This is a genomic window from Nocardioides sp. J9 (assembly GCF_007829375.1).
In the GTDB taxonomy this organism is placed as follows: Bacteria; Actinomycetota; Actinomycetes; order Propionibacteriales; family Nocardioidaceae; genus Nocardioides.
Genome location: NZ_VLJQ01000056.1, coordinates 18683 through 43440 on the forward strand (window position 1 = coordinate 18683; position 24758 = coordinate 43440).

The window sequence follows — 24758 nt, forward strand, 5'->3', positions numbered from 1 at the left end:
GACCGCTCACGCCACCCGGGAGACCTCGTCCGCCAGGCCGGGGGCGAGGTCTCCCCGCGGCGCCACCACCACGTCCGCCAGGCCCAGCCAGCCGGCCAGGCGGCCCAGCTCGACCGCCAGCTCAGCGGCGGTCTCGGGCGGGGCGTGCTGCTCGGCCCACGCCGACTGCACCAGCAACCGCGAGGTGGCCCGGTCGGCCTTGAGGTCGACCCGGCCGACGATCCGGTCGCCGAGCAGGAACGGCAGCACGTAGTAGCCGTGCACCCGCCGTGCGGCCGGCACGTAGATCTCGATGCGGTAGGAGAAGTCGAAGAGCGCCTCCGCCCGCGCCCGCTCCCAGACCACCGGGTCGAAGGGGCTCAGCAGCGCCCTCGCGCGCACCCGCCGCGGCAGGCGCGCGTCGCGGTGGAGGTAGGCCTGGCGGTGCCACCCCTCGACGCGGACGGGCTCGAGCTCGCCGGCGTCGACCAGCGCCTCGACCGCGGCCCGGGCGTCGGCCGGTCGCAGCCGGTAGTAGTCGGCGAGGCACTGCGCGCTCGCCACCCCGTGCGAGCGGGCCGCCCGCCGGACCAGCTCGACGTGCGCCTCGGCCGCGGGCACGGCCGGCGCCTCGACGTACTGCCGCGGCAGCACCCGCTCGGGCAGGTCGTAGCGGATCTCGAACTGGCTGGTGCGGTCGGCGATGGCCAGGTCGCCGGTGGTGAACAGGTAGTCGAGCACCCGGCGGGTGCGCGACCAGTTCCACCCCCACTGGTCCTTGCTGCGGGGCAGGCCGTCGTCGAGCTCGCGGGCGGTGCTGGCGCCGCGGTCGGCGATCTCGGCCAGGAGCGCCCGCTCCAGCTCGTCGTCCTCGTCGAGGGTGAACCACTTCCCGCGGCGGGCGCGGTAGTCCTCCATCCGGTGCCGCATCACCGGCCAGAGCTCGACCGGCATGACGGCCTGCACGTGCGCCCAGTACTCCACCACCCGGCGCTGCCGGCCCGACGCCGCCCGGCGGAGCAGGTCGACGTCGTAGGGCCCCATGCGCGAGTAGAGCGGCATGAAGTGGGCGCGCTGCAGCACGTTGACGCTGTCGACCTGCAGCACCCCCGTGCGGGCCAGGGTGCGGTCGAAGGTGCGCAGCGTCGGCACCGCGTGGGCGGGGTCGAGGAAGCCCTGCGCCGCCAGCGCGACCCGCCGCGCCTGCGCCCGCGAGAGGACCTGCGTCGTGCTCACGCCCTCAGGCTAGGGATGTCCACCGACAAGCCGCGGGCGCTCCCTCAATCCAGCTCGACTAGCTTCGCGCGGACGGCGTACATGACGGCCTCCATGCGCGAGTGCAGCTGCAGCTTTTCGAGGATGTTGCGGACGTGGTTCTTCACGGTGTTCTCGCTGATGGCGAGCTCGCCGGCGACGTCGCGGTTGGACAGGCCCTTGGCGACCAGGCGGAGCACCTCGAGCTCACGCTCGGTGAGCTTGAGGGCCGGGCCGGCGGTGCGCTCGGGCTTCGACATCGTCTTGAACTCGTCGATCAGCTTGGCCGCCATCGAGGGGCTGATCAGGGACTGGCCGTCGGCGACGACGCGGATGCCCTGGGCGACCTCCTCGATGGAGGAGTCCTTGAGCAGGTAGCCGGACGCGCCGCTCTTGACCGCCTCGTAGAGGTCCGCCTCGTCGTCGGACATCGTGAGCATGATGATCTTGGTGGTCGGCACGGCCTCCTTGATGGCCACGCACGCCTCGATGCCGGACTGCTTCGGCATCCGCACGTCGAGGAGCACCACGTCGGGTGCGGAGCTGACCACGAGCGCGACACCGTCGACGCCGTTGCTGGCCTCCCCGACCACCTCGATCCCGGGCTCGATGCCCAGGAGCATGGTCAGGCCGCGCCTGAACAGCTCCTGGTCGTCGACAACGACCACACGTACCGGCTCGCTCACAGGGTGTCCCGGTCCTGTCGCTGCCGGCGAATTCCCACTCGCCACGGAGGCATCATGGCACGAGCCCCCGAGGGAAGCGCGCGGCGCACCGGTTCCGGCACGCCGCACGCCCCGGACTGCTCAGCCGCCCGATCGGCCGTCGTCGCACGTTCGGCTCACCCTCCCTGGTGGTCCACGTCGAGGGAGATCACGCCGTAGTCGTAGCCCTTGCGGCGGTAGACGACCGAGGGACGCTCGCTCTCCTTGTCGACGAACAGGTAGAAGTCGTGGCCGACGAGCTCCATCTCGTAAAGGGCCTGGTCGAGGGTCATCGGGCTCGCGGGGTGGGTCTTCTCGCGGACGACGAGGGGCCCGTCGCCGGTGACGGTGATCGGTCCGACCTTCCGCTCCTTGGCGAGGTCGTCCTCGTCCTCGGTGTCGTCGGTGTCGAGCGGGACGTCGGAGAGCGCCTTGCCGACCGAGACCGGGGTGCGGCGTCCGCGGTGGACGCGGCGGCGGTCGGCGGCCTTGCGCATCTGCGAGGCCATCTTGTCGAGGGCCAGGTCGAGGGCACCCATCTTCTCGTCGGCCGCGGCCTCGGCCCGGATCACCGGGCCCTTGGAGAAGGCGGTCAGCTCCACGCGGACGGCCTGCGGCTGCTGGCGCGGGTTCGGCTCACAGTCCACCTCCACGTGCACCCGGATGATCCGATGGTCGTGCTTCTCCAGCTTCGAGAGCTTCTCCGCGGCGTGCGCCCGGAACCGGTCCGAGATCTCGCAGTGCCTTCCGGTGACCACAACGTCCATCAGTTACCTCCAAGGGGATTCGGTGATGGGGTCTCCCGCCGTTGCTGGACGGGACGTGTGAGAGGGGTCGGCAGGGCCACGGGAGCAGAAATGTCCCGGGCCCTGCCTCGGAGTCCGGTCGGCCGACCTGGTCTTCGTCCCCACACCCGCCTGCTGAGGCTTCCGCAGCTTGTTGCCACTACCGGCCTTCTCCCGGAGACAGACGCATCTGACGTCCGGTCCGAGGCAGGACTTACGACTAAGCCGCACCGTGATCGTCGACCCGGGGGTCGAGTTACGTGGGCCGTTTCGCCTGCGACTGGCATCGGCTTGCCAGCCCCGGCGGGGCTCGCGCCCTGCCTGGGCGGCGCAACCACGGACCCGAGCGGACTCCATGTTGAGACGTTAGTCGGTCGGTGGTGACGGCGGAAGGGATGGTCCGAAAGTGGGGGTGCGGCCTGCTGCCGGCGCCCTCCTCCGGGTCGCTGCGACCGTCGCCCCGGCGGCCACCGACAGGCCGCTGGCCTCCAGGGCGCGCTGCGCCTCGCGCAGGGTGGAGCCCGTCGTCAGGACGTCGTCGCACACCACGACGTGGGCCCGCGGGCGGCCCCGGGCGAGCCGGCGCAGGGAGGTCGCGGGGACCGCCATCGACCCGGCGAGGTTGGCCGCCCGGGCCGCGGCGTCGAGGCCGGCCTGGTCCTGCAGGCCGGGCCGCACGCGCAGCAGCCGGGCGCTGACCACGTCGTGCTCGGCGCGCAGCCGGGCCACGGCCGCACGGACGGTGGCGGCCGTGGGGTCGTGCCCGCGCTGGCGCACCACCCGCGGCCGCGACGGCACCGGCACGAGCACCACCGGGCCGCTCACGGCGAGCTCGGCGAGCGCCTGCGTGACCGACCGCGCCAGCAGCTCCCCGAGCGGGCTGGCCAGCGCGAGAACGCGACGCTCCTTGTGGGCGAGCACCATCGACCGCAGCGCCCCGTCGTAGTCGCCGACCGCGTACGGCGGCACGAGGCCGGGCGGCGTGGGCGTCGGCCAGTGCGCGGCGGCCGAGGCCGGGAGGCCGGCGTGGCAGGAGCGGCACAGCGCCCGTCCCGGGTGTCCGCAGGCCACGCAGGCGACGCCGAGGACGAGGTCGCGGAAGGCGTCGGCGAGGTCCGGGAGGAGTGCCACTCCCCCACCCCACCAAGGCCGGGTGGCCGGCACAACGCGGAGGCGCGGGCCTGTGGRKGGSGGCCTCGACTCCCCGGCGTCAGCCGGCGAAGTCGAGCTGGGTCAGGGTGAGGCTGCCGGCGTCGTACTCCTCCTGCGCGACGAGGTCGACGTAGCGGTCGCCGTAGACCGCGTAGACCAGCGAGCTGGAGACCGGCGCGCCGGCGAGGCCCACGACCCTCCCGGACAGGATCGTGGAGAGCCCGTCCACGCCGACGGTGGCGCCGTCGGCGGCAACGACGTCGACCTCGTGGAAGGAGCTCGGCGAGCTCGAGGAGAGCAGTGCGATCCGGTTCGGCCCGCTCCAGGCGAGGTCGGCGATCGCGGCGTCCTCGGCCGGACGGACGACGAACGGCGACCTGGCTCGCGCCACCCGGCCGCGACCGTTGATCAGCACGCGGGCTCCGACGACCTGGTCGCCGGCGGCGGTGGTGACGACGCCGACCACCCGGGTGCCGTCACGGGAGACCACGATCGCCTTGGCGGCGCGGCCGGTGAGGCCGGGCACCCGCACCTCGCGGACCCGACCGGCCTCGAGGATCAGGACCCGTGCGTTGCCCTCGCGCCGGTCGAGGACCCACAGCCGGCCCGCCACGTCCCAGGTGGGGCGGGCGAAGTCACCGCCGGTGACCACCGTCCGGACCGGGTCGTCGGGGTCGGCGCCGACCTCGACGGTGCGCACCCGGTCGCCACCGGTGTCGACCGCCGCGACCACCTCGGCGTCGGGCCGCAGCGCCACGGCGTCGAGGTCCGCGCCGGCCACGCCGAACGGACCGGTCGAGAAGGAGAGGTCGCCGGGTCGGCCGAGCACGAGCCGGCCCTTGCTCAGGCCGGCGAGGGTGGTGCCGCGGGTGCCCGCCGGGTCGAAGGCGCCGCCGCCGTCGACGGGGTACTGCGAGGCGCCACCCGGCACCGGGACGTCCTCCCCGCCGATCGTGACGCGCAGCGCGGCGATCCCCGGCGCCTGGCGCAGCGTCCACGCGAGCTGGGCGAACATCAGCTCGGCCTCCTCGGCCGTCAGCCGGGGCGCGTCGCCCACGAGGTCGACGTTGGCGACGCCCTTGTCGTCGACCGGGACGGACAGCCCGACCGAGAGCCCGCTCGGCAGGAAGGAGCGCACGACCCCACGGGCACGCGGCGGGGGGCCGTCGAGCAGGCCGGCGACGAGGTTGGTCGCGAGCTGCTCGCCCTGGGGCACGAACACCGGCTCGGGGACGAGGATCTGCGCGATCGGGTCGAAGAAGTAGAGAGACACCTGGCGGTAGCGCTGCTGGAACCAGCTGGCGGGCACGACGAGGGCGTCCATCGGGTCCGCGATCCGGTACTCGCCCCGCTCGATGGACAGGTGCAGGGTCATCGCCCGGTCGGCGGGCGGCAGCGGCCCGCGCCAGGCACCCGCGCGGTCGAGGCCGTCGGCGGCGGGCAGGTCCACCCGCACCGCGTTGCCGGTCTCGCGCACGGAGAGCGGGGCGTCGGCGTACACGACGGTGGCGAGCTCGGGGTTCCAGCTGGCGGCCGCCTCCTCGGTGAGGAAGCGCTTGGCGACGTTGATCTGCTGGGGCCACGCGGTCATCGCGTCGAGGAACTCGCTGACGACCTCGGCGGGCGAGGCGCCCTCGGTCGGGGGCCGGGCGTCGATGTCGCTGGCCCGGTGGGGGCTGTCCGCGCCGGCAACGTCGGCGTCGACGACCGGTCCCTCGGTCGGCAGGGAGACGCAGCCGGCGAGCAGCAGGCCCGCGAGCAGCCCGGCAACCGCGGTGGTGGCACGGCGCGCCTGGCTCATCGCTCCACCTCCCGGGCGGGTACGACGTCGCCGGGCCCGGCCACGATCGCGGCGTCGACGGAGGCGGCGTCCTCGGGGATGAGCGGCAGCGGGCTGTGCCGCAAGGTGCCGCCGGCCCGGCGCGGGAGGGTGAGCCGGAACTGGGCGCCCTGCCCGGTGCGGCCCCACGCCTGCAGCCAGCCGCCGTGCAGGTGGGCGTCCTCCTGGGCGATGGCCAGGCCCAGGCCGGTGCCGCCACTGGTGCGGGTGCGGGCCGGGTCGGAGCGCCAGAACCGGTTGAACACCATCGCCGCCTCCCCGGGGGCGAGGCCGACGCCGTGGTCGCGCACGGTGATCGCGACCGCCTCCTCGTCGGACGCGAGCCGGACCACGACCGCCTCGGTCGGGTCGTCGGCGAGCGCGTGGTCGATGGCGTTGGTGACGAGGTTGCGCAGGATCCGCTCGACGCGGCGGCTGTCGACCTCGGCGCGCACCGGGTCGTCGGGGTGCTCGACGACGACCCGGACGCCGCGCTGGTCGGCCAGCGGCTGGGCGGCGGTCACCACCCGGTTGACGATGTCGTCGAGGTTGACGTCCTCAGGGGCGAGCACCGCGGCGCCGGCATCGAACCGGCTGATCTCGAGCAGGTCGACGAGCAGGTTCTCGAAGCGGTCGAGCTCCTTCTGCAGCAGCTCCGCGGCGCGGGCTGCCGTGGGGTCGAAGTCCTCGCGGGCGTCGTGCAGCAGGTCGGAGGCCATCCGCACCGTCGTGAGCGGGGTCCGCAGCTCGTGCGAGACGTCGGAGACGAAGCGCCGCTGCACCCAGCTGAGCTCCTCCAGCTGGCGGATCTGCCGCTGGAGGCTGGTCGCCATCTGGTTGAAGGTGTAGGCCAGCCGCGCGATGTCGTCCTCGCCGCGCACCTGCAGCCGCTCCTGCAGCCGTCCGGCGGCGAGCCGCTCGGCGACCTTGCGGGCCATCCGGACCGGGGTCACGACCTGCCGGGTCACCAGCCAGGTGATGCCGGCCACCAGTACCAGCAGCAGGCCCGCGGCGGTGAGCAGGGCGCGGGTCACCAGCCGCAGGGTCTCCTGCTCCTCGGTCAGCGGGAAGAGGTAGTAGAGGGTGTAGGTCTTGCCGTCGGCCGGCAGCTGCAGCTGCGACCCGACGATGATGCCCGGCTCCGAGGTGGCCTCGCCCCGCCCGTCGGCGCGGGTGACGATCTCGGTGTAGGTCCACGCCGTGCTGCGGCCGGCGGCGTCGAAGTGCTCCTCGAGCGAGTCGGGCACGCTGACCAGGTCGAGGCCGCTGGTGTACTCGCTGCCACCGTCGCGCAGCGATCCGCCCTCTCCCTCGGGGCCGGCGAGGACGACGCTGTAGCCGCGGCCGGCGCCGCGGTCGATGATCGGGTCGACGAGGTCGCGCTGCTGGCGGCCGACGTTGACCTCGCGGCCGGACGCAGCCTCGAGCCGGGCCCGGGCCTCGGCCATCTCGGCGTCGACCTCGCCGAGGACGACGTCGACGCGGTGCTCGAGGAGTCCCTGCCGGACCTGCTCGACCAGGATCCAGCCGACCGCGCTGACCACGACCGCCGACAGCACCAGCGTGCTGGCGACGACCCGCGCCTGGATCGAGCGTCGCCAGAAGGTGAGCGCCCGTCGTACCGCCGGGGAGAGTCGGTTCCAGAGGTCGCGCAGCACAGTGCGCTCCTAGGCGGAGCCGGCCTTGTAGCCGACCCCGCGGACGGTCAGCACGATCTCGGGGTGCTCGGGGTCGTGCTCCACCTTGGAGCGCAGCCGCTGCACGTGGACGTTGACCAGCCGGGTGTCGGCTGCGTGGTGGTAGCCCCAGACCTCCTCGAGGAGGACCTGGCGGGTCAGCACCTGCCCGGGCCGGCGGGCCAGGCAGAGCAGGAGGTCGAACTCCAGCGGCGTCAGCGGGATCTCGACGCCGTCGCGGGTGACCGAGTGCCCGGCCACGTCGATCTGCACGTCGCGCACCGACAGCGTCTCCGGCGCGACCGGCTCGGTACGGCGCACGCGGGCCCGAATCCTGGCGACCAGCTCCTTGGGCTTGAAGGGCTTCACGACGTAGTCGTCGGCGCCGGACTCGAGGCCGACGACGACGTCGACGGTGTCGCCCTTGGCGGTCAGCATCACGATCGGGACCACGGACTCGGCCCGGATCTCCTTGCACACGTCGATGCCGTCCTTGCCGGGCAGCATGAGGTCGAGGAGCACCAGGTCGGGGCGGTAGTCGCGGAACTCGGCCAGCGCGGTGTCGCCGCGCGGGCAGATCCGCGACTCGAAGCCCTCCTGGCCCAGGACGATCGCCAGCATCTCCGCCAGCGCGGCGTCGTCGTCCACGACGAGGACGCGACCCTTGGTGGCGAACGACGCGCCGGCGGCGGTAGTCATGTCGACGCCGTCCGCGGCGATCAGCGGCAAACGAGCGAAGGGAGCGAGAGCGCCGCTGACCGCCGCGGAGGCGGCGATCAGCGGCGACACGCTCGCGCAATCAGTACCGGTAGTGGTCGGGCTTGTAGGGGCCCGCCACGTCGACGCCGATGTAGGCGGCCTGCTCCTTGGTCAGCTCGGTGAGCTCGACGCCGAGGGCGTCGAGGTGCAGCCGGGCGACCTCCTCGTCGAGGTGCTTGGGCAGGACGAAGACGCCGGTCTCGTACTCGCTGGTCTTGGTGAAGAGCTCGATCTGCGCCAGGACCTGGTTGGTGAACGAGTTCGACATGACGAACGACGGGTGGCCGGTCGCGTTGCCGAGGTTCAGCAGGCGGCCCTCGGACAGCACGATGATCTTCTTGCCGTCGGGGAAGATCCACTGGTGGACCTGGGGCTTGATCTCGTCCTTGACGATGCCCGGGATCTTCGCGAGGCCGGCCATGTCGATCTCGTTGTCGAAGTGGCCGATGTTGCCGACGATGGCCTGGTTCTTCATCTTCTCGAAGTGCTCGACCTTGATGATGTCGTAGTTGCCCGTCGTGGTGATGAAGATGTCGGCGTGCTCGACGACGGTCTCGAGGCGCTTGACCTCGTAGCCGTCCATCGCGGCCTGCAGCGCGCAGATCGGGTCGATCTCGGTGACGATGACCTTGGCGCCCTGGCCGCGCAGCGACTCGGCGGAGCCCTTGCCCACGTCGCCGTAGCCGCAGACGACGGCGGTCTTGCCCGCGATCATCACGTCGGTGGCGCGGTTGATGCCGTCGATGAGCGAGTGGCGGCAGCCGTACTTGTTGTCGAACTTCGACTTGGTGACCGAGTCGTTGACGTTGATCGCCGGGAAGAGCAGGGAGCCCTCCTTGAACCGCTCGTACAGGCGGTGGACGCCGGTCGTGGTCTCCTCGGTGACGCCCTTGATGCCGGCCGCGATGCTGGTCCAGCGGTTGGGGTCACGCTCGACGGAGCGCGCGAGGACCCGGAGGACCTCCTTGTACTCCTCGTTGTCGGTCGAGTCCTGGCTCGGCACGGCGCCGGCCTTCTCGAACTCGACGCCCTTGTGCACGAGGAGGGTGATGTCGCCGCCGTCGTCGAGCAGCATGTTCGGCCCCACCGGGTTGCCGTCGGCGTCGGTGAAGTCGAAGACCTTCTCGGCCTCGTCCCAGTACTCGGCGAGGGTCTCGCCCTTCCAGGCGAAGACCGGGGTGCCGGCCGGCGCGTCGACGGTCCCGTCCTTGCCGACGACGACCGCGGCGGCGGCGTGGTCCTGGGTCGAGAAGATGTTGCAGGTCGCCCAGCGGACGTCAGCGCCGAGGGCGGTGAGCGTCTCGATCAGGACGGCGGTCTGGATGGTCATGTGCAGCGAGCCGGCGATGCGCGCGCCCTTGAGCGGCTGGTCGGCGCCGTAGCGCTCCCGCATCGCCATGAGGCCGGGCATCTCGTGCTCGGCGAGCTCGATCTCCTTGCGGCCGAACTCGGCCAGGCTCAGGTCAGCAACCTTGTAGTCCATGAAACAGATCCTCGAGGTTCGAGAGTGACGTCCTGCGGCGCATCTGCGCTTCGTCGGGATCTCCCGCGCATGACGTGACCCACCCTACAAGCGGGCTCCGACCGAGGGGCAATCATCGGGCAGGCCCGACCGCCGGTGCCTGAGGTGGTGCTCAGGCGTGGTCCTTCTTGCCGAACGGGAGCAGCTGGACGACGAGGACCACGACGGCGCCGACGACCAGGCCGATGACGGCGGAGATGCCGGTGTTGGCCAGCCAGGCGAGGGCGTCGCCGAGGAAGCCCTCGATGGCGTGGTGGATGTCGTGCTCGATGCCGTGGACCCAGTCGTAGGGCGCGTTCCAGAGGTCGAGGCCGGAACCGTGGTTGTCGGCGACGTTGACCATGAGGATGTGGCCACCGACCCAGAGCATGGCGACGGTGCCGACGACGGAGATGATCGAGAGCAGCCTGGGCATGAACGAGACCAGGCCGAGCCCGACGCGCTTGGCGAGGGCGGAGCTGCGCTGGGCGAGGCGGAGGCCGATGTCGTCCATCTTCACGATGAGCGCCACCACGCCGTACACGCCGATGGTGATGACGAAGGCGACGACGAGCAGGGTGGCGAGCTTGGTCCAGAAGCTCTCGTCGCTGACCGAGTCGAGGGCGATGACCATGATCTCGGCCGACAGGATCAGGTCGGTGCGCACCGCGCCCGCGACGAGGTCCTTCTCCGCCTCGGGGCCGACCTCGGCGACCGGGGTCTCGTGGTCGTCGTGGTGGGAGACCATGTGCCAGATCTTGTGGGCGCCCTCGTAGGCGAGGAAGGTCCCGCCGAGGATCAGGATGACCGGCAGCAGGCCGGGCAGGAACTCGCTGAGCAGCAGCGCGGCGGGCAGGATGATCAGCAGCTTGTTGCGGATCGAGCCCAGCGCGATCTTCTTCACGATGGGCAGCTCGCGCTCCGCGGCGAGGCCGTGGACGTACTGCGGGGTCACCGCGGTGTCGTCGATGACCACGCCTGCGGCCTTGGCGGTCGCCCGACCGGCGGCCGCGCCGACGTCGTCCACCGAGGCTGCGGCCAGCTTCGCGATCGCAGCGACGTCGTCGAGGAGTCCAAACAGGCCGGCGCTCATGCCCCGAAGGCTACCGGGAGGCGCCGGTCTCCTCGTGCCGCTCCACCGGCTCGGGACCGGCGTCCTGTGCCGCCTCGTGCTCCTGCACGACCACCGCGAGGTCGACCGCCTCGCCGACCCGGCGGTGGGCGAGGCCGAACGGGTCGGCCACGTGGCCCAGCACGCCGCGCACCCGTGGGAGGGCCAGCAGCAGGGCGACGGCGACGCCGAGGCCGGTGGCGGCAGCCAGGCCGAGGGCGGGGCTGCCGGCGACCGCGTCCCGGAAGCCGGCGTACTCGAGGCCCTTCACCGCGAAGCCGTGGAAGAGGTAAACGATCATCGTCGCGGCGCCCATCCGGGTGAACCAGCCGCTGACGCGGGGGACGAGGGTGAGCCAGGCGAAGGTGCCGACGAGGCCGAGGGCGAGCACGCCGAGGCGGGCCAGCACGGCCTCACCGCCGTCGTCGCCGACGACGTCGAAGGGTCGGTAGTAGAGGTACTCGGTGGACGCCCAGCGGTCGAGGTCCACCGCCAGCACGGCGACGATCCCGAACGCCACGACACCGAGCAGGGCCGGGAACCGGCCGCGCAGCCACTCCAGGGACTCCGGCGTCGCCTTGAGGCCGAGGACGAAGAACGGCAGGAAGCCGAGGATCCGCGGCAGGTCGAGGTACTCCGTCCACGCGCCCTGCACGAATCCGCCGGCCAGGCTGATGCCGACCGCGACGAGGACGGCGCCGGGCAGCGGCCGCAGCAACGGGGTGGCGAGCCGCCAGGCGGCGAGGGCGAGGAGGTACCACATCGGGAAGTGCGGGTCGAGCCACAGGTCCTGGAGGTCCTCGCCGCCGACGTGGAGGCGGAACAGCCCGAGCGCACCCTCGAAGAGGACGTAGGGCACGAGCAGGTCGGTGACCAGCTTCCACATCCGCGCCGGGTGGTAGGCGAAGCCGCGGGAGAGGTAGCCGGACAGGAAGATGAACGCCGGCATGTGCCACAGGTAGACGAAGTCGTAGAGGTGCCAGGCAACCGTGTCGTCGGTCGGCAGCAGGGCCCACGTGTGCCCGACCACGACGAGGACGATGAGACCCATCTTCGCGTTGTCGAGCCAGGGATCGCGAACGGCAGGCATCACTCCTTGGTACCCGCTCGCCCGCGGTCGAGTCGAAGTGTCAGACAACCGCGGGACCGCGCCGGTCGTGGTGGATCAGCGGTCAGTCTCGGCGGTCAGTCGGCGACGAGGCCCAGGCGGAGGTACTCCGCGGCGTAGGTGCCGTGCAGCAGCAGCGACGCGTAGCGGGCGACCTCGCCGACCGCGTCGGAGGAGACGTGCTCGATGCGCACGTCGTGGGCGGCGCAGGCCTCCTCGAGGCGGATCCGCTGGTCGCGCACGACCGGGTCGTCCACGCCGTCGTCGAGGATCACGAGGACCGGGCGCCGCTCCCCCGCACCGTCGGCGAACGGGTCGGCGAAGACGTTGCGCGGCCGGGCGGCCTCGATGACGGGCAGCAGGTGCTCGGCGTCACCGGCGAGCGCCGTGCGCCCGGAGGTACGACGGATCGACTCCGAGACGCGGCGGGCCGCCCGGGCGGCGAGCACGGACCCGCCCCAGACCAGCGGGCTGGCGTCGGCCAGCGCGATGGCGAGCATCTTGGCCGGGTTGATCGAGATGTCACGGTTCGGCGAGCACGCGATGGCGACGTCGTCGAGGGCCTCGGCGACCGCCTCCGGGTCGGCGGTGGGGCCGAGCTGGACCTGGTCGAGGAAGGACAGCATCGCCACCGCGGTGGCCAGCTGGTCGCCGGTGCCGGTCGGCAGCAGCGTGGTCCAGCGACCGGTGGCGTGCTCCGCGACGATCGAGTCCGGCGGGGTGGCGACCACGAGCTGGCAGCCGCGGCGGGCGGCCTCGGCGACGGCCAGCGCGGTGCCGGCGTCGCCGCCCTCGGGCGCGAGCACGACGACCAGGTCGAGGCTGCCGGCCCAGCCCGGCAGCGCCGGGGACGGCCAGGCGACGAACGGGACCGGGCAGAACGGCTCGAGCACCGCCCGCAGCAACCGGGAGTCGGGCCCGGCGGCGATCACCGCGCGCGGCCGGGTCTCGCTGGCGCGGGCGACCGCCTCGGCGATGGCCTCCGAGGAGCCACCGACCTCGCGTCGTACCCGCGAGCCGGACTCGGCCAGCGTGCGCAGCCGCAGGGCGGCGGKGGCCAGGGCGCTCTCGTCGTCCAGCCGGGACTCGTCGAACCAGACCATGGCGGGCCTCCCGGTCAGGCGGGCTTGCGGGCCTCGTCGACGAGCAGCACCGGGATGCCGTCGCGCACGGGGTAGGCCAGGCCGCACCCGCTGCAGAGCAGCTCGGTGGCGTCGCCGGCGGGGGTCACGGCCAGGTCGGCCCGGCACGCCGGGCAGACGATGATCGCGAGCAGCTCCGGGGAGATCTCGGGGGTGCTCATGCGCTCGCCCCGCCCCGGATGGTGGCGAGGACCTCGTCGCGGACTCGGGCCATGGTGGACTCGTCCTTCCCTTCGGCGTTGAGCCGCAGCAGCGGCTCGGTGTTCGAGGCACGGACGTTGAACGACCAGTCCGCGTGGCTGACGGTCAGCCCGTCCAGCTTGTCGACGGTGACGCCCTCCTGGGAGCCCCACGTCTCCTCCAGCGCCGCGAGCACCGCAGCCTGGTCCTCGACCGTGCTGTTGATCTCGCCGCTGAGCGGGTAGCGCTCGTAGGTCGAGAGCAGCTCCGAGAGCGGGACGTCGGCCTCGGCGAGGGCCGCCATCGCGTGCAGCGCGGCCAGCATGCCGGAGTCGGCGCGCCAGAAGTCGCGGAAGTAGAAGTGCCCGCTGTGCTCGCCGCCGAAGATCGCGTCTGTCTCCGCCATCGTCGCCTTGATGAAGGAGTGGCCGACGCGGGTGCGCACCGGCTTGCCGCCGAGCTCGGAGACGATCTCGGGCACCGCCCGGGAGGTGATCAGGTTGTGGATCACCGTCGCGCCGGGCTCCTTGGCGAGCTCACGGGCCGCGATCAGCGCGGTCAGCGTGGAGGGCGAGACCAGCTCGCCGCGCTCGTCGACGAGGAAGCAGCGGTCGGCGTCGCCGTCGAAGGCCAGGCCGATGTCGGCGCCCTCGGCGAGCACCCGCTTCTGCAGGTCGGCCAGGTTCTCCGGCTCGATCGGGTTCGCCTCGTGGTTGGGGAAGGTGCCGTCGAGCTCGAAGTACATCGGCACCATCTCGACGGCGTCGCCGACCTTGCCGAAGACGGCGGGCGCGGTGTGCCCGGCCATGCCGTTGCCGGCGTCGACGACGACCTTGATCCGGCGACCCTGCACGGGCGCGAGCGAGAGCAGGTGGTCGGCGTACGCCTCGAGCACGTCCTGCTCGCTGGTGGAGCCGGTGCGCTCCGCGGTGGCCGGGGCGCCGGCGGCGACGCGGTCACGGATCTCGGCGAGGCCGCTCTCCATGCCGACGGGCTGCGCGTGCGCGCGGCACATCTTGATGCCGTTGTACTGCGCCGGGTTGTGGCTGGCGGTGAACATCGCGCCCGGCAGGCCGAGGTGGCCCGAGGCGAAGTAGAGCTGGTCGGTCGAGGCGAGGCCGATCATCGTGACGTCGGCGCCCGCACCCGTCGCGCCCTCGGCGAACGCGCCGGCCAGGCCGGGCGAGCTGGGCCGCATGTCGTAGCCGATGACCATCGCGTCGACGCCGAGGACCTCGACGTACGCCGCGCCGGTCGCGCGCGCCAGGTCCTCGTCGAGCTGCTCGCCGACGATGCCCCGCACGTCGTAGGCCTTGAAGCACTTGCTCAGGTTGTCGGGTGAGGTCGTGGCCATGCACCGGACATTAGTGCACCCGCGCAGCGCCCCGGTCAGTCGGTGGTGAGCATCCTCAGGTGGCCCTTGCGGGCGACCTCGCGACCGGTCTCCCGGGGCTGCTCGACGGCCGGCGGCGGGACCGGGCGGGCCGCCTCGCGGACCGCGTCGGCGAGTGCGAGCAGGTCGTCGCTGCTGGGCCCGGCCTGCTGCGTGCCGAGCGAGAGCCGCACGACCTCCCAGCCGCGCGGGGCCGAGAGTCGCTCGCTGTGCTGCTCGCACAGGTCGTAGGCGTGGGGCTCGGCGAAGGTCGCGAGCGGGCCGAGGACGGCCGTGGAGTCGGCGTACACGTAGGTCAGGGTCGCCACCGCGCGCCGGGCGCACGCGGTGCGCGAGCAGGTACGCATGCCCTGCGGTGCCGGAATCGCGCTCACGCGGCAGACGGTACCGTCCCCGGCTCGTCCGGCTGGATAGGCTCGCTGGTCGTGGAGCCAGACGACGCTGCGTGGCCCCGGGTCGCCCGGCCCCGGCGCGACCGCCGGGGGCGCGGGATGCGCGGCCCTGCCGTGCTCCCCCTGACCTGGCCCGAGCCCGGCCACCGGCCGCCCCGCCCGTTGCGCCGCCGCGAGCTCTTCGACCGGATCCTGCTCGACGTGGTGACCGAGGTCGACGCCCGGTGGTCGAAGCACCTCGGGCTGGTGGAGTACGCCGTCGAGGACACCCCGCAGCTGCCCGACGACTGGGACTCCGACCGGGTGCCGCTGTCGTCGCTGGTGCGCGGGTCGGGGCAGCAGCCGACCCGGCTCGTGGTCTTCCGGCGCCCGGTGGAGCACCGCGCCAGCGACCGCGCCGACCTGGAGGCGCTGATCCTCACCGTCGTGGTGGAGCAGGTCGCCGAACTGCTCGGCATCGAGCCGGCGGACGTCGACCCGCGCTACCCCCGCGACGACGACTGAGCCACCTGCTCGGGCTACCTACTCGGGCGAGACGGCCGGGATGGAGGCGCGCAGGTCGGCCGGACGCACCCGCAGGGTCGCGAGGCCTGCCTCGCGGCCGCGTGCGGTGGCGGTGACGACGGCGCGCACCGGGGTGCTGCGGGCGACCACGGTGATCGAGGTGGCCCGGTCGGGCAGGGACAGGACCGCGCCGCGGTCGGCGCCGATCTCGACCCGGTCGGCACGGACCTCGCGCCCGCGGGCGTCGTAGGAGACGACGTGCACCACGGCGGTCCGCACGGCGCCGCCGAGGACGACACCCTTGCTCCCCGACGGCACGACGGCCGCGGCCGGCTCCTCGAGGACCGGCGCCGGGGCCAGCAGCACGAGGTCGTCGCGGGTGAACGCCATGAACGACGACGCCACCGGTCCGGTCGCCTCGAGCTCGATGCCGAGGACCCCCTCGGCCGCCGCACCGCGGAACAGGCGCCGCAGGTCGACCGAGGTCATCGCGCCGGGCGCGACCGTGACGTCCGGCGCCCCGGTCGGGCTGAACGTCGCCTGCTCGGTGACGAAGCGGACGCTGACCCGCACCTCGTCGGAGCCGGGGTTGGCCAGGTGGAGCGTGGGCTGCACGGGCCGGGCCGGGACACCGAGGATCAGGCTGCGGGCCGACGGCTCGGCGTCGGCGGGCAGGAAGTCGGTGGTGACGCGGCCGCGACCGAGCGGGTCCCAGGTGGTCTGCGCCGACGCGGTGACCCGGCCGCGGACCACGGTCAGGTGGGCGGCGGTGGCCTCGGCGCGCGGGGCGGCGGTGGCGAGGTCGATCCGGCGCACACCGTGCGGCGGGACCTCGATGCCGCGCAGCGCGGGCTCCTCCACCGGGCCGGTGCTGTCGTGGAGGGCGAGGTCGACGACCGCGTCGCCGTCGTCGGGGTTGACCAGCTCGATCGTGGTGGCGTGCCGGGCCGACGCGCCGACGCCGACCAGCCACTCGTCGTACGACGGGCCGCGGCACTCGGGCGCGGCGAGCCGGCCGTCCCGGCCGGCGGCGATCCCGGGGGCTGCGGCACCGCGGCCGTCGAGGACGGTCGGGCCGGTGCTGGACGGCACCACGACGCTGCTGCCCTGGTCGACGGTGACCGGCTCCCCCGCCTCGGTGGCGGCGGCCTCCCCGCGGCCGGCGGGTGCGGTGGCGACGGCGAGCTCGCCGCCGGGGACGTCCGGGGTGCGGGTGACCCGCACCGGGCCGGCGCCGCGCAGGCCGCTCGGGCAGACGGTCGTCGCCGACGTCAGCGCGGAGGTGTCGGGCGGCCGGGGGCCGGCGAGCTGGTTGTCCTCGCCGCCGATGGTGCCGACGCTGAGCACGACGACGGCGGGCGCGAGGATCGCGAGGCCGACGAGCAGGTCGATGCGGCGGCTGCGGGACACGGCGGCGCGGCGACCGGCGCGCTGGCCGGTGCTGCGGTCGGCGGCGGGTCCGGGCTCAGTCATCTCGGCTCCTTCGCATCGGCGGGAGGGCCAGCACGAGCAGGACCGCGATCGCGGCGCCCTGCACGAGCAGCAGGACGGTGCGCCCCCACGCGTGGTGCTCGGGCAGCGGCCCGGGTGCGGGGTCGACCTGCCAGGCGCGGGTCCCGCGGCTGGTGCTGGCCTGGACCAGCCCGGAGGTGGCGTCGAGGCTGGCGGCGACCGCGCCGTCGGCGGGGGCCGCCTGGACGACGTACAGGATGCCCCGGCGGGACAGCTCCTGGACGGCCTCGGGATCGGGCGCGGTGACGAGGCTGCGGATCGCCGCGGTGGCGTCGCGGTCCTCGGGCGTCAGCGCCGTGATCTCGTCCTCACCGAGGGTGCGCCCGTCGCCGCGGTGGACCTCGTAGCGCAGGCCGTCCTCGATGCTGCCGCGCAGCACGAGGATGCCGTCGTGGTCGGCCTGCTCGGCGCGCTGGGCCATGTAGACCGGCACGTCGGCCGGCGGGTGGTCGGTGAGGTCCTCGCCGCCCCAGCCGGCGAACCAGACCAGGCCGAGCAGGGGCGCGACGAGGCCGGCGAGCCCGGCGACCGCGAGGCCCGCCTGGGCCGGGCGCGGCTTCTCGCCGAGGTGGTGCAGCGCGAGGCCGCCGAGGAAGGCTGCGGTGAGCCAGGCGCCCTGCAGCAGGAGCAGCACGACCCCGAGGCCGGGCTGCTGGCCGTCGCCGCCGGCGAGGCCGACGGAGGTGACCGCGAGCGGGATCCCGACGATCGCGGTGACGGCGGCGAGCACCCAGCAGGCGACGACCGCGACGCGGGTCGCGGCGGGCAGCAGCGAGGCGAGCGCGAGGACGGGCAGGACGAGGCCGATCACGGCCGGGGCGCCGAGGTCGCCGAGGCGGCCGACGAGCAGGTCCCACCCGGAGGTCGCCTCGGTCGGCCAGCGGCCGACGTCGAGGACCAGCGTGCCGGCGGCGCCCTCCAGCAGGGCCGGGAGCCACCACGGCAGCAGCACGAGCAGGGGGACGCCGAGCGCGGCGACGGGCGGGCCCCACACGGACCGGTCGCGGACCTCCCCCGGCGCGAGCCGGAAGGCACAGCCGAGCACGACGCCGATCAGCACGGCGACGACCAGCCACGACGACGGCGCGACGGCGGTCAGCAGGGCCAGCGCGAGTCCGGTGCGCCACGCGGCGCGCCAGCGGTGGCCGGCGTCGGGGTCGGCGAAGCCGAGGGCGGCGTGCGCCAGCCACGGCAGCACCGCAGCGGCGACGACGACCCCCCACCGGCCGCCACCCCAGGCGCCGGAGGCGAGCGGGACGAGGGCCCACACGACCGAGCCCCACAGCAGCAGCCACCGCGGGGCGCCGTACGGCGTGGCGAAGCGGCCCACGACGCGCAGGAACCGCCACGCGCCCCACAGCGCGACCGGGGCGGCGAGCGCCATCAGCAGGCCGATGAGCGCGGACGGGCCGACCGGCAGGCCGAGCACGGCGAGCGGGAGGACGTAGGCGGGCGCCGGCAGGTCGGAGCCGAAGCCGATGGGGTGGTGGCCCTCGGTGTGCAGGCGCCACCAGGCGCCGACGCCGTCCGGCGTCGGCGACAGCGCCCCACCGCTGACGCCGCCGAAGGCGTCGCGCACCCCGACCAGCAGGGCGATGACGACCACCGCCGTGGCGACGGCGGTCGGGTTGGTGAAGAACCGGACGACCCAGCCGGTGTCGGCGTAGTCGTCCTCCTCGTCCCGGTGCCGCGCGGGCGGCGGGGCCACCGCGGCGTCGCGCTCGGCAGCCGCGGCCCGGCGGCGCTCGGCGACGTCGGCGGCCTGGTTGGTCGCGGCGGCGACGAGGTCACCGACGAGGTCGAGGCCGTGCCGGTAGGGCAGCCACCACGGCGCCAGCAGCCGGCGGACGCGGGCCCGGTCCGGTCCCTCCGGGCCCCGCAGCGCGGCGACCGCCTGCCGCCGGTCCCGGCGCGCCGCGAGGATGCGCCCGGGGTGGCGCAGCACCGAGACCAGCGCGGCGACCTCGTCGAGGGCCTCACCGACGGCGCGCACGCACAGCAGCCCGAGCACCCGCAGCACCGTGCCGAGCGCGAGCCGGACGACCTTGAACGGCAGGGCGGGGGTGCGGGCGTTGGCGAGCAGCGTGAACAGGGCGGCGCGCCGCTCCTGGAAGTGGGTGTGGCGCCCGGTCAGCTCCGTGCGTCGTACGCCGCGGTGGGCGGCCTCGGCGTGGAAGACGACGGCGCGCGGGACGACGAGCGTGGTGCGGCCGGCCGCGGCGGCGCGCCAGCCGAGGTCGAGGTCGTTGCCGAAGATCGGCAGCGCAGGCTCGAAGCCGCCGAGCTCCTCGAGCACGGCGCGTCGCACGAGCATGCCGGCGGTGTTGACGGCGAAGACCTCACGGACCTCGTCGTGCTGGCCCTGGTCGTACTCGCCGCGCTCGAGCCCGGTCTCGCGCCGGCCGGTGCCGCTGATCGTGACGCCCAGCTCGAGCAGGCGGCGCAGCGAGGGCCACTCGCGCAGCTTGGGGCCGAGGATGTCGGCCTCGGGCCGCTGCGCGGCGACGGCGAGCAGCTCGGCGAGGGCGGTGGGTGCCGGCTTCGCGTCGTCGTGGAGGATCCAGACCCACTCGGGGTCGCGGCCGGCGGCGGCCAGCGCGGCGAGGCCGTCGGCGACGGCGTCGGGGAAGCCGGTGGTGGCCGGCATCCGGCGCACCGCGAGCGGGACGTGCCCGTCCAGTGCCTGCCGGACGAGCTCGGGGCTGTCGTCCCTGCTGCCGGTGTCGATTGCGACGACGGAGTCGAGGGGTGCCGTCTGCGCGCGGATGCCGTCGAGGACGGCCGGGAGCCACGAGGCGCCGTCGTGGCTCACCAGGAGGACGGCGACCCTGGCTTCGTGCGACACGAGGTCAGACCCTAGTGGGACGGTCCGAAGGGGGCGAACCGTCGCGCCAGGGCCTGACCCGAGTCAGACTGCCCGCTTCTTCAGCTTGCGGCGCTCACGCTCCGAGAGACCGCCCCAGATGCCGAAGCGCTCGTCGTTGCCCAGTGCGGCCTCGAGGCACTCCAGGCGCACCTCGCAGGTCTGGCACACCTTCTTCGCCTCGCGCGTCGATCCGCCTTTCTCGGGGAAGAACGCCTCGGGGTCGGTCTGCGCGCACAGTGCGCGCTCCTGCCACCCCAGCTCCTCTGTCTCTGCCTCGACCAGGAAGAGTTCCCTCATGTGACGCCCCTTTGACTCGACCCGATGCCAGTTGAGGACCAAGTGACATCGTTGGAATTACATATGTGTCATACCCCAGTAGTCAAGGCGGAATCTGCTATACACCGCCCCGGAGGACGATCGTCCCGGCCGTGAGGCACAGTTGTGCCCCGTGGACTCGAGCAAGACGACACCGGATCCGGTCCGGCGCATCACCGTCCTGTCGGGCGGCATGGGTGGGGCGAAGTTCCTCCAGGGCCTGCTGCACGGCATCACCGCCGGCACGCTCCCCGGGGTCGCGCCCGACGCCCGGGTGACCGTCGTCGCCAACACCTGCGACGACTGGTGGATCCACGGCCTCAAGGTCTGCCCGGACCTCGACACCGTGATGTACACGCTCGGCGACGGCATCGACCTCGAGCGCGGCTGGGGCCGGCGCGCGGAGACCTGGAGCGCCAAGGAGGAGCTGGCCGCCTACGGCGTCGAGCCCACCTGGTTCGGACTCGGCGACCGCGACATCGCCACCCACCTGGTCCGCACCCAGCTGCTCGAGGCCGGCTACCCGCTCTCCGCGGTGACCGCCGCGCTGTGCGAGCGCTGGCTCGCTCCGAGGTACGGCGAGCAGCTGACCCTGCTGCCGATGACGGACGACCGCGCCGAGACCCACGTCGCGATCGCCGACCCGGAGGCGCCCAGCGGCAAGCGGGTCGTCCACTTCCAGGAGTACTGGGTGCGCCTGCGCGCGGAGGTGCCCGCCGAGACGATCGTCTTCGTCGGCCTCGACCAGGCCACCCCCGCGCCCGGCGTGCTCGAGGCGATCGCCGGGGCCGACCTCGTGGTGCTGCCGCCGTCGAACCCGGTCGTCTCGGTCGGCACCATCCTGGGCGTGCCCGGCCTGCGTGACGCGGTCCGGGCGACCGCGGCGCGCGTGGTCGGCCTCTCCCCCATCGTCGGCACCTCCCACGTGCGCGGGATGGCCGAGCAGGTGCTGACCGCGATCGGCGTCGAGGTCAGCGCCGCCGGCGTCGGGCTCAACTACGGCGCCCGCAGCGCCGGCGGGGTCCTGGACGGCTGGCTCGTCGACGAGCGCGACGCCGCCCAGGTCGAGCGCCTCGAGGCGGCCGGCATCGCCACCGCCGCGGTCCCGCTGATGATGACCGACCACGACGCGACCGCCGCCATGGCCGCGGCCGCCGTCGCCCTGGTGCGGTCCTGATGCCCGGCTCGCTCAGCATCCTCGCCCCCGACGGAGTGCCGGAAGTCGTGGCCGGTGACGACCTCGCCGCCGTGCTGCTCACCGCCCTCGCCCCCGAGCAGGTCGCCGACGGCGACGTGCTGGTCGTCACCAGCAAGATCGTCAGCAAGGCCGAGGGACGCGTCGTCACCGGTGACCGCGAGGAATGGATCGGCCGCGAGACGACCCGGGTGGTCGCGCAGCGCGGCGCCACGCGCATCGTGCGCAACCGGCTCGGGCTGACCATGGCCGCCGCCGGGATCGACAGCTCCAACGTGGCCGCCGGCTCCATCGTGCTGCTGCCCGAGGACCCCGACGCCTCGGCCCGGGCGCTCCGTCGTACCGTCGCGGAGCGGGTGGGCGCCAACGTCGGCGTGGTCGTCACCGACACCGCGGGCCGACCGTGGCGCGAGGGCCAGACCGACATCGCGATCGGCGCCGCCGGCATCACGGTGCTGGAGTCCTTCGCCGGACGCGTCGACGGCCACGGCAACGAGCTCGCCGTGACCGCCCCGGCCGTCGCCGACGAGGTCGCCGGCGCCGTCGAGCTCGCGCAGGGCAAGCTCGGCGCCCGGCCGTTCGCGCTGGTCCGCGGGCGCGCCGACCTCGTCCTGCCCGCCGGCGAGGACGGCCCCGGTGCCGCCTCCCTCATCCGCGCGGAGGGCGCCGACCTGTTCGGGTACGGCGCCCGCGAGGCCGTGCTGCGCGCCGTCGCCGGCTGCGACGAGGACCGGTCCCCCTTCGGCGCCCCGGTGAGCGCCGAGGAGCTCGTCGACGCCCTCGCCCGGGCCGGGATCACCGCCCAGGGCAGCCCCGCGGGCGAGGTCCGCTGCCCCACCGACCGCCGCGTCGCCGTCGACATCGTGGCCTTCGCGCACGGCTGGGTCGTGACCGAGTTCGGCACCGACCTGCGGCYCCAGCCGGTCAGTCCGTAGACTTCCCGCGTTCCGCGCACCCATCCAGACGAGGTACCCCGCACCGTGGCCAAGTCCAGCAAGTCCGAGAAGTCGGACCGTCGCCAAGTCATCGACGAGATCCGGCGCAAGCAGAAGAGCGCCGACAAGCGTCAGGGCAGGGCCATCGTCGGCGTGTGCGTGCTCGTCGCACTCCTGATCATCGGTGCCGCGGCGTACAGCCCGATCAAGACCGCTATCGAGAAGGCCCGCTACTCCGGCAAGGACCTCGCGGACATCGGCGCGGGCGCCGACGTCTGCGGCGAGGTCACCGAGGAGGAGGCCACCGGCAGCGGCGACCACGTCGACAAGAGCCAGCAGGTCACCTACGACCATGCCCCGCCGGCCTTCGGTGCGCACTGGAACGAGGCGGGCCTGGCCCCGGCCCCGATCAACGAGCGGTACTACACCAAGGACAGCCGTCCCGAGCTCGAGTCGCTGGTGCACAACCTCGAGCACGGCTACACCATCCTCTGGTACGACGAGACCATCGCCGACGACTCCAGCCAGGTCGCCGCGATCAAGGCCATGGCCGCCACGCTCGACGCCAACGACACCAACCAGCGCCTGAAGTTCAAGGCCGCCCCGTGGACGTCCGAGGACGCCGAGGAGACCGGCAAGGACTTCCCGAAGGGCCAGCACATCGCCTTCACGCACTGGCGCAACGACGCCGCCGCCAGCAAGCAGTGGGGCGCGTGGCAGTACTGCACCGAGGCCAGCGGCGAGGCGCTGAAGAAGTTCATGACGGACTACCCGTTCACCGACGCCCCGGAGCCCTTCGTCTACTGAGCTGCCCGGCGCGGGCGCGACCTGGGGGACCCGGGTCGCGCCCGCTCTGCTTTTTCGCGGGCACCCGGCTCCCCGTGGTCCTGCCGGGGGTTGAGACGTCACTTGTGGCGGGTTGAGACGTCATTTCTGGCGGGTTGAGACGTCATTTCTGGCGGGTTGAGACGTCATTTCTGGCGGGTCGACGCCCCACCGGCCGCCGTGGGAATCACCTCCTCAGAGGCGATTCCCACGCTTCCTGACCATTGCAACGGCCAGGAAGCACCAGCAACGGTCAGGAAGTCCTCACGCCCGGGAGGCCGACTCGCCGCCCTACCTGGTGGCCGCTTCTCCTACTTGGTGGCCGCTGCAGCAGCCACCAACCTCGGGAATCACCGCCCAGGCGGTGATTCCCGCCCGCCTCACGTCAGGTCGGTGCGCCCCTGGTCCTTGAGCGCGGAGACGATGTTCTTGACCTCCTGCGCGCGGGCGCGGGTGGTGACGAGGAGGGCGTCGGGGGTGTCGACGACGACCACGTCGTCGAGGCCGACGACGGCGACCATGCGGCCGGAGCCGGGGACGACGATGCCGCTGCTGCCGATCACCTGGGCGAGGGCGTCGTCGCCGAGGACGGTGACGTCCTCCTGCTCCCCCAGCAGGCCGGCGAGGGAGTCGAAGTCGCCGACGTCGTCCCAGCCGAAGGCGCCGGGGACGGTGGCCACCTTGCCCGCGGCGGCCGCGGGCTCGGCGATGGCGTGGTCGATGGCGATGCGCGGCAGCTTCTCCCACAGCTCGGGGAGGCGGTCGGGCTCGGCGGCGATCGCGCGCAGGTTCGCGGCGAACTCGGGGTCCTGCTCGGCGAGCAGGTCGAGGAGCACGCTCGGGCGGACGACGAACATGCCGGCATTCCAGCGGTAGCTGCCGGTCGCGAGGTACTCCTCGGCCACCGGCACCGACGGCTTCTCCACGAACTCCACGACCGTGCGCACGCCGGGGTGGCCGTCGAGGGTGTCGCCCTGGTGGATGTACCCGAAGGCGGACGAGGCGAAGGTCGGCTCGATGCCGATGGTGACCAGCCACCCGTCACGGGCGGCGGCGACGGCGTCGGCCACCGCCGAGGCGAAGACAGCGTCGTCGGCGATGACGTGGTCGGCCGCGAACGAGCCCATCACCTCGGCGCCGCGCTGCTCGAGGAAGGCCGCGGCCAGCCCGATGGCCGCCATCGAGTCACGCGCCGACGGCTCGGCGATGACACCGTCCTCGGGCAGCTCGTGCAGCTGGCGTCGTACGGCGTCGCGGTGGGCCGTGCCGGTGACGACGACCAGCCGGTCCCCCACGATCGGTGCGAGCCGGTCACGGGTCTGCTCGAGCAGCGAACGGCCCGACCCGGTGAGGTCGTGGAGGAACTTCGGCGACCCGGAGCGCGACAGCGGCCACAGCCGCGTGCCGGCACCCCCGGCGGGGACGACGGCCCAGAAGCCGGGGATCTCGTCAGCAGGCATGCGCGGCACCCTAGTCGGTGCCGAATACGCTCGTGACGTGACTCCCGAGACCACCTTCGCCGACGTCCTCCAGCGACGCCTGCGCAACGACCCCGGCCAGCCCCTGGTGACCTTCTACGACCACGCCACGGGCGAGCGCGTCGAGCTGTCCGTGACGACGTGGGCGAACTGGGTGGCGAAGGCCGGCTCGC

The 24758-nt window shown here is 73.5% G+C and carries 22 protein-coding genes; 4 read left to right on the forward strand and 18 right to left on the reverse strand.

Going from position 1 to position 24758, the window contains the following annotated elements; all coding sequences use genetic code 11:
* Positions 1–6 precede the first annotated feature (6 nt).
* The 14 genes from L615_RS06470 to L615_RS06535 form a co-directional block, all read right to left on the reverse strand.
* Positions 7–1215: a winged helix-turn-helix domain-containing protein gene (locus L615_RS06470; protein ID WP_145724515.1), complete on the reverse strand. Its 1209-nt coding sequence runs from the start codon at positions 1213–1215 to the stop codon at positions 7–9.
* Between the two features lie 44 nt (positions 1216–1259).
* Positions 1260–1964, reverse strand: a complete 705-nt coding sequence (locus L615_RS06475; protein WP_051486025.1) for a response regulator transcription factor — start codon at positions 1962–1964, stop codon at positions 1260–1262.
* A 110-nt stretch (positions 1965–2074) separates the two neighbouring features.
* The gene (hpf, locus tag L615_RS06480; RefSeq protein ID WP_145724516.1) at positions 2075–2704 is read right to left on the reverse strand and encodes a ribosome hibernation-promoting factor, HPF/YfiA family; all 630 of its coding nucleotides are present in this window, start codon (positions 2702–2704) and stop codon (positions 2075–2077) included.
* 384 nt (positions 2705–3088) lie between these two features.
* Positions 3089–3853: a ComF family protein gene (locus L615_RS06485; protein WP_145724517.1), complete on the reverse strand. Its 765-nt coding sequence runs from the start codon at positions 3851–3853 to the stop codon at positions 3089–3091.
* Between the two features lie 79 nt (positions 3854–3932).
* Positions 3933–5675: an LpqB family beta-propeller domain-containing protein gene (locus tag L615_RS06490; protein WP_145724518.1), complete on the reverse strand. Its 1743-nt coding sequence runs from the start codon at positions 5673–5675 to the stop codon at positions 3933–3935.
* On the reverse strand, positions 5672–7351 hold the full coding sequence (gene mtrB, locus L615_RS06495) for an MtrAB system histidine kinase MtrB (RefSeq protein ID WP_051486024.1): 1680 nt from the start codon (positions 7349–7351) through the stop codon (positions 5672–5674). The genes L615_RS06490 and mtrB overlap by 4 nt, the downstream gene beginning before the upstream one ends.
* A 9-nt stretch (positions 7352–7360) precedes the next feature.
* The gene (gene mtrA, locus L615_RS06500) at positions 7361–8068 is read right to left on the reverse strand and encodes an MtrAB system response regulator MtrA (RefSeq protein ID WP_028656584.1); all 708 of its coding nucleotides are present in this window, start codon (positions 8066–8068) and stop codon (positions 7361–7363) included.
* Positions 8069–8168: 100 nt separating this feature from the next.
* Positions 8169–9611, reverse strand: coding sequence for an adenosylhomocysteinase (gene ahcY, locus L615_RS06505; RefSeq protein WP_028656583.1), 1443 nt, complete (start codon positions 9609–9611; stop codon positions 8169–8171).
* A 151-nt stretch (positions 9612–9762) separates the two neighbouring features.
* Positions 9763–10722: a DUF808 domain-containing protein gene (locus L615_RS06510; RefSeq protein ID WP_028656582.1), complete on the reverse strand. Its 960-nt coding sequence runs from the start codon at positions 10720–10722 to the stop codon at positions 9763–9765.
* 10 nt (positions 10723–10732) lie between these two features.
* The gene (locus L615_RS06515) at positions 10733–11830 is read right to left on the reverse strand and encodes an acyltransferase family protein (RefSeq protein ID WP_051486023.1); all 1098 of its coding nucleotides are present in this window, start codon (positions 11828–11830) and stop codon (positions 10733–10735) included.
* Positions 11831–11925: 95 nt separating this feature from the next.
* A complete protein-coding gene (locus L615_RS06520; protein WP_145724519.1) occupies positions 11926–12951 on the reverse strand; it encodes an SIS domain-containing protein in 1026 nt (341 codons plus the stop codon).
* A gap of 14 nt (positions 12952–12965) precedes the next feature.
* Positions 12966–13136, reverse strand: a complete 171-nt coding sequence (locus L615_RS06525; protein WP_198020261.1) for a Trm112 family protein — start codon at positions 13134–13136, stop codon at positions 12966–12968.
* An 11-nt stretch (positions 13137–13147) separates the two neighbouring features.
* On the reverse strand, positions 13148–14524 hold the full coding sequence (locus tag L615_RS06530) for a phosphomannomutase/phosphoglucomutase (RefSeq protein ID WP_051486022.1): 1377 nt from the start codon (positions 14522–14524) through the stop codon (positions 13148–13150).
* Between the two features lie 35 nt (positions 14525–14559).
* Positions 14560–14910 carry a DUF3499 domain-containing protein gene (locus tag L615_RS06535; protein ID WP_036518527.1) on the reverse strand — a complete coding sequence of 117 codons (351 nt, stop codon included), beginning with the start codon at positions 14908–14910 and terminating at the stop codon, positions 14560–14562.
* A 78-nt stretch (positions 14911–14988) separates the two neighbouring features.
* Between L615_RS06535 and L615_RS06540 the strand changes: the two genes are divergently transcribed.
* Positions 14989–15459, forward strand: coding sequence for a metallopeptidase family protein (locus tag L615_RS06540; protein WP_232221826.1), 471 nt, complete (start codon positions 14989–14991; stop codon positions 15457–15459).
* A gap of 18 nt (positions 15460–15477) precedes the next feature.
* Here L615_RS06540 and L615_RS06545 read toward each other — a convergent pair whose 3' ends face one another.
* The 3 genes from L615_RS06545 to L615_RS06555 all read right to left on the reverse strand — a co-directional run bounded on the left by L615_RS06545 (position 15478) and on the right by L615_RS06555 (position 20134).
* Positions 15478–16932 (reverse strand): DUF5719 family protein, encoded by a 1455-nt coding sequence (locus L615_RS06545; RefSeq protein ID WP_145724520.1) that lies wholly within the window; start codon positions 16930–16932, stop codon positions 15478–15480.
* Positions 16925–19816 carry a glycosyltransferase gene (locus tag L615_RS06550; protein ID WP_028656577.1) on the reverse strand — a complete coding sequence of 964 codons (2892 nt, stop codon included), beginning with the start codon at positions 19814–19816 and terminating at the stop codon, positions 16925–16927. Before L615_RS06550 ends, L615_RS06545 begins: the two co-directional genes overlap by 8 nt.
* Positions 19817–19879: 63 nt before the next feature.
* Positions 19880–20134, reverse strand: a complete 255-nt coding sequence (locus tag L615_RS06555; RefSeq protein ID WP_028656576.1) for a WhiB family transcriptional regulator — start codon at positions 20132–20134, stop codon at positions 19880–19882.
* A gap of 151 nt (positions 20135–20285) precedes the next feature.
* Here L615_RS06555 and cofD point away from each other — a divergent pair, with 151 nt between their 5' ends.
* The 3 genes from cofD to L615_RS06570 are packed head-to-tail and all read left to right on the forward strand — an operon-like array spanning position 20286 to position 23089.
* Positions 20286–21329, forward strand: a complete 1044-nt coding sequence (cofD, locus tag L615_RS06560) for a 2-phospho-L-lactate transferase (protein ID WP_232221825.1) — start codon at positions 20286–20288, stop codon at positions 21327–21329.
* Positions 21329–22282 (forward strand): coenzyme F420-0:L-glutamate ligase, encoded by a 954-nt coding sequence (gene cofE, locus L615_RS06565; RefSeq protein ID WP_145724521.1) that lies wholly within the window; start codon positions 21329–21331, stop codon positions 22280–22282. The genes cofD and cofE overlap by 1 nt, the downstream gene beginning before the upstream one ends.
* A gap of 45 nt (positions 22283–22327) precedes the next feature.
* Positions 22328–23089: a DUF3105 domain-containing protein gene (locus L615_RS06570; protein ID WP_028656573.1), complete on the forward strand. Its 762-nt coding sequence runs from the start codon at positions 22328–22330 to the stop codon at positions 23087–23089.
* Positions 23090–23487: 398 nt separating this feature from the next.
* On the opposite strand, the gene L615_RS06575 is transcribed toward L615_RS06570, so the two are convergent.
* Positions 23488–24567 carry a mannose-1-phosphate guanylyltransferase gene (locus tag L615_RS06575; protein WP_036518537.1) on the reverse strand — a complete coding sequence of 360 codons (1080 nt, stop codon included), beginning with the start codon at positions 24565–24567 and terminating at the stop codon, positions 23488–23490.
* Positions 24568–24758 lie beyond the last annotated feature (191 nt).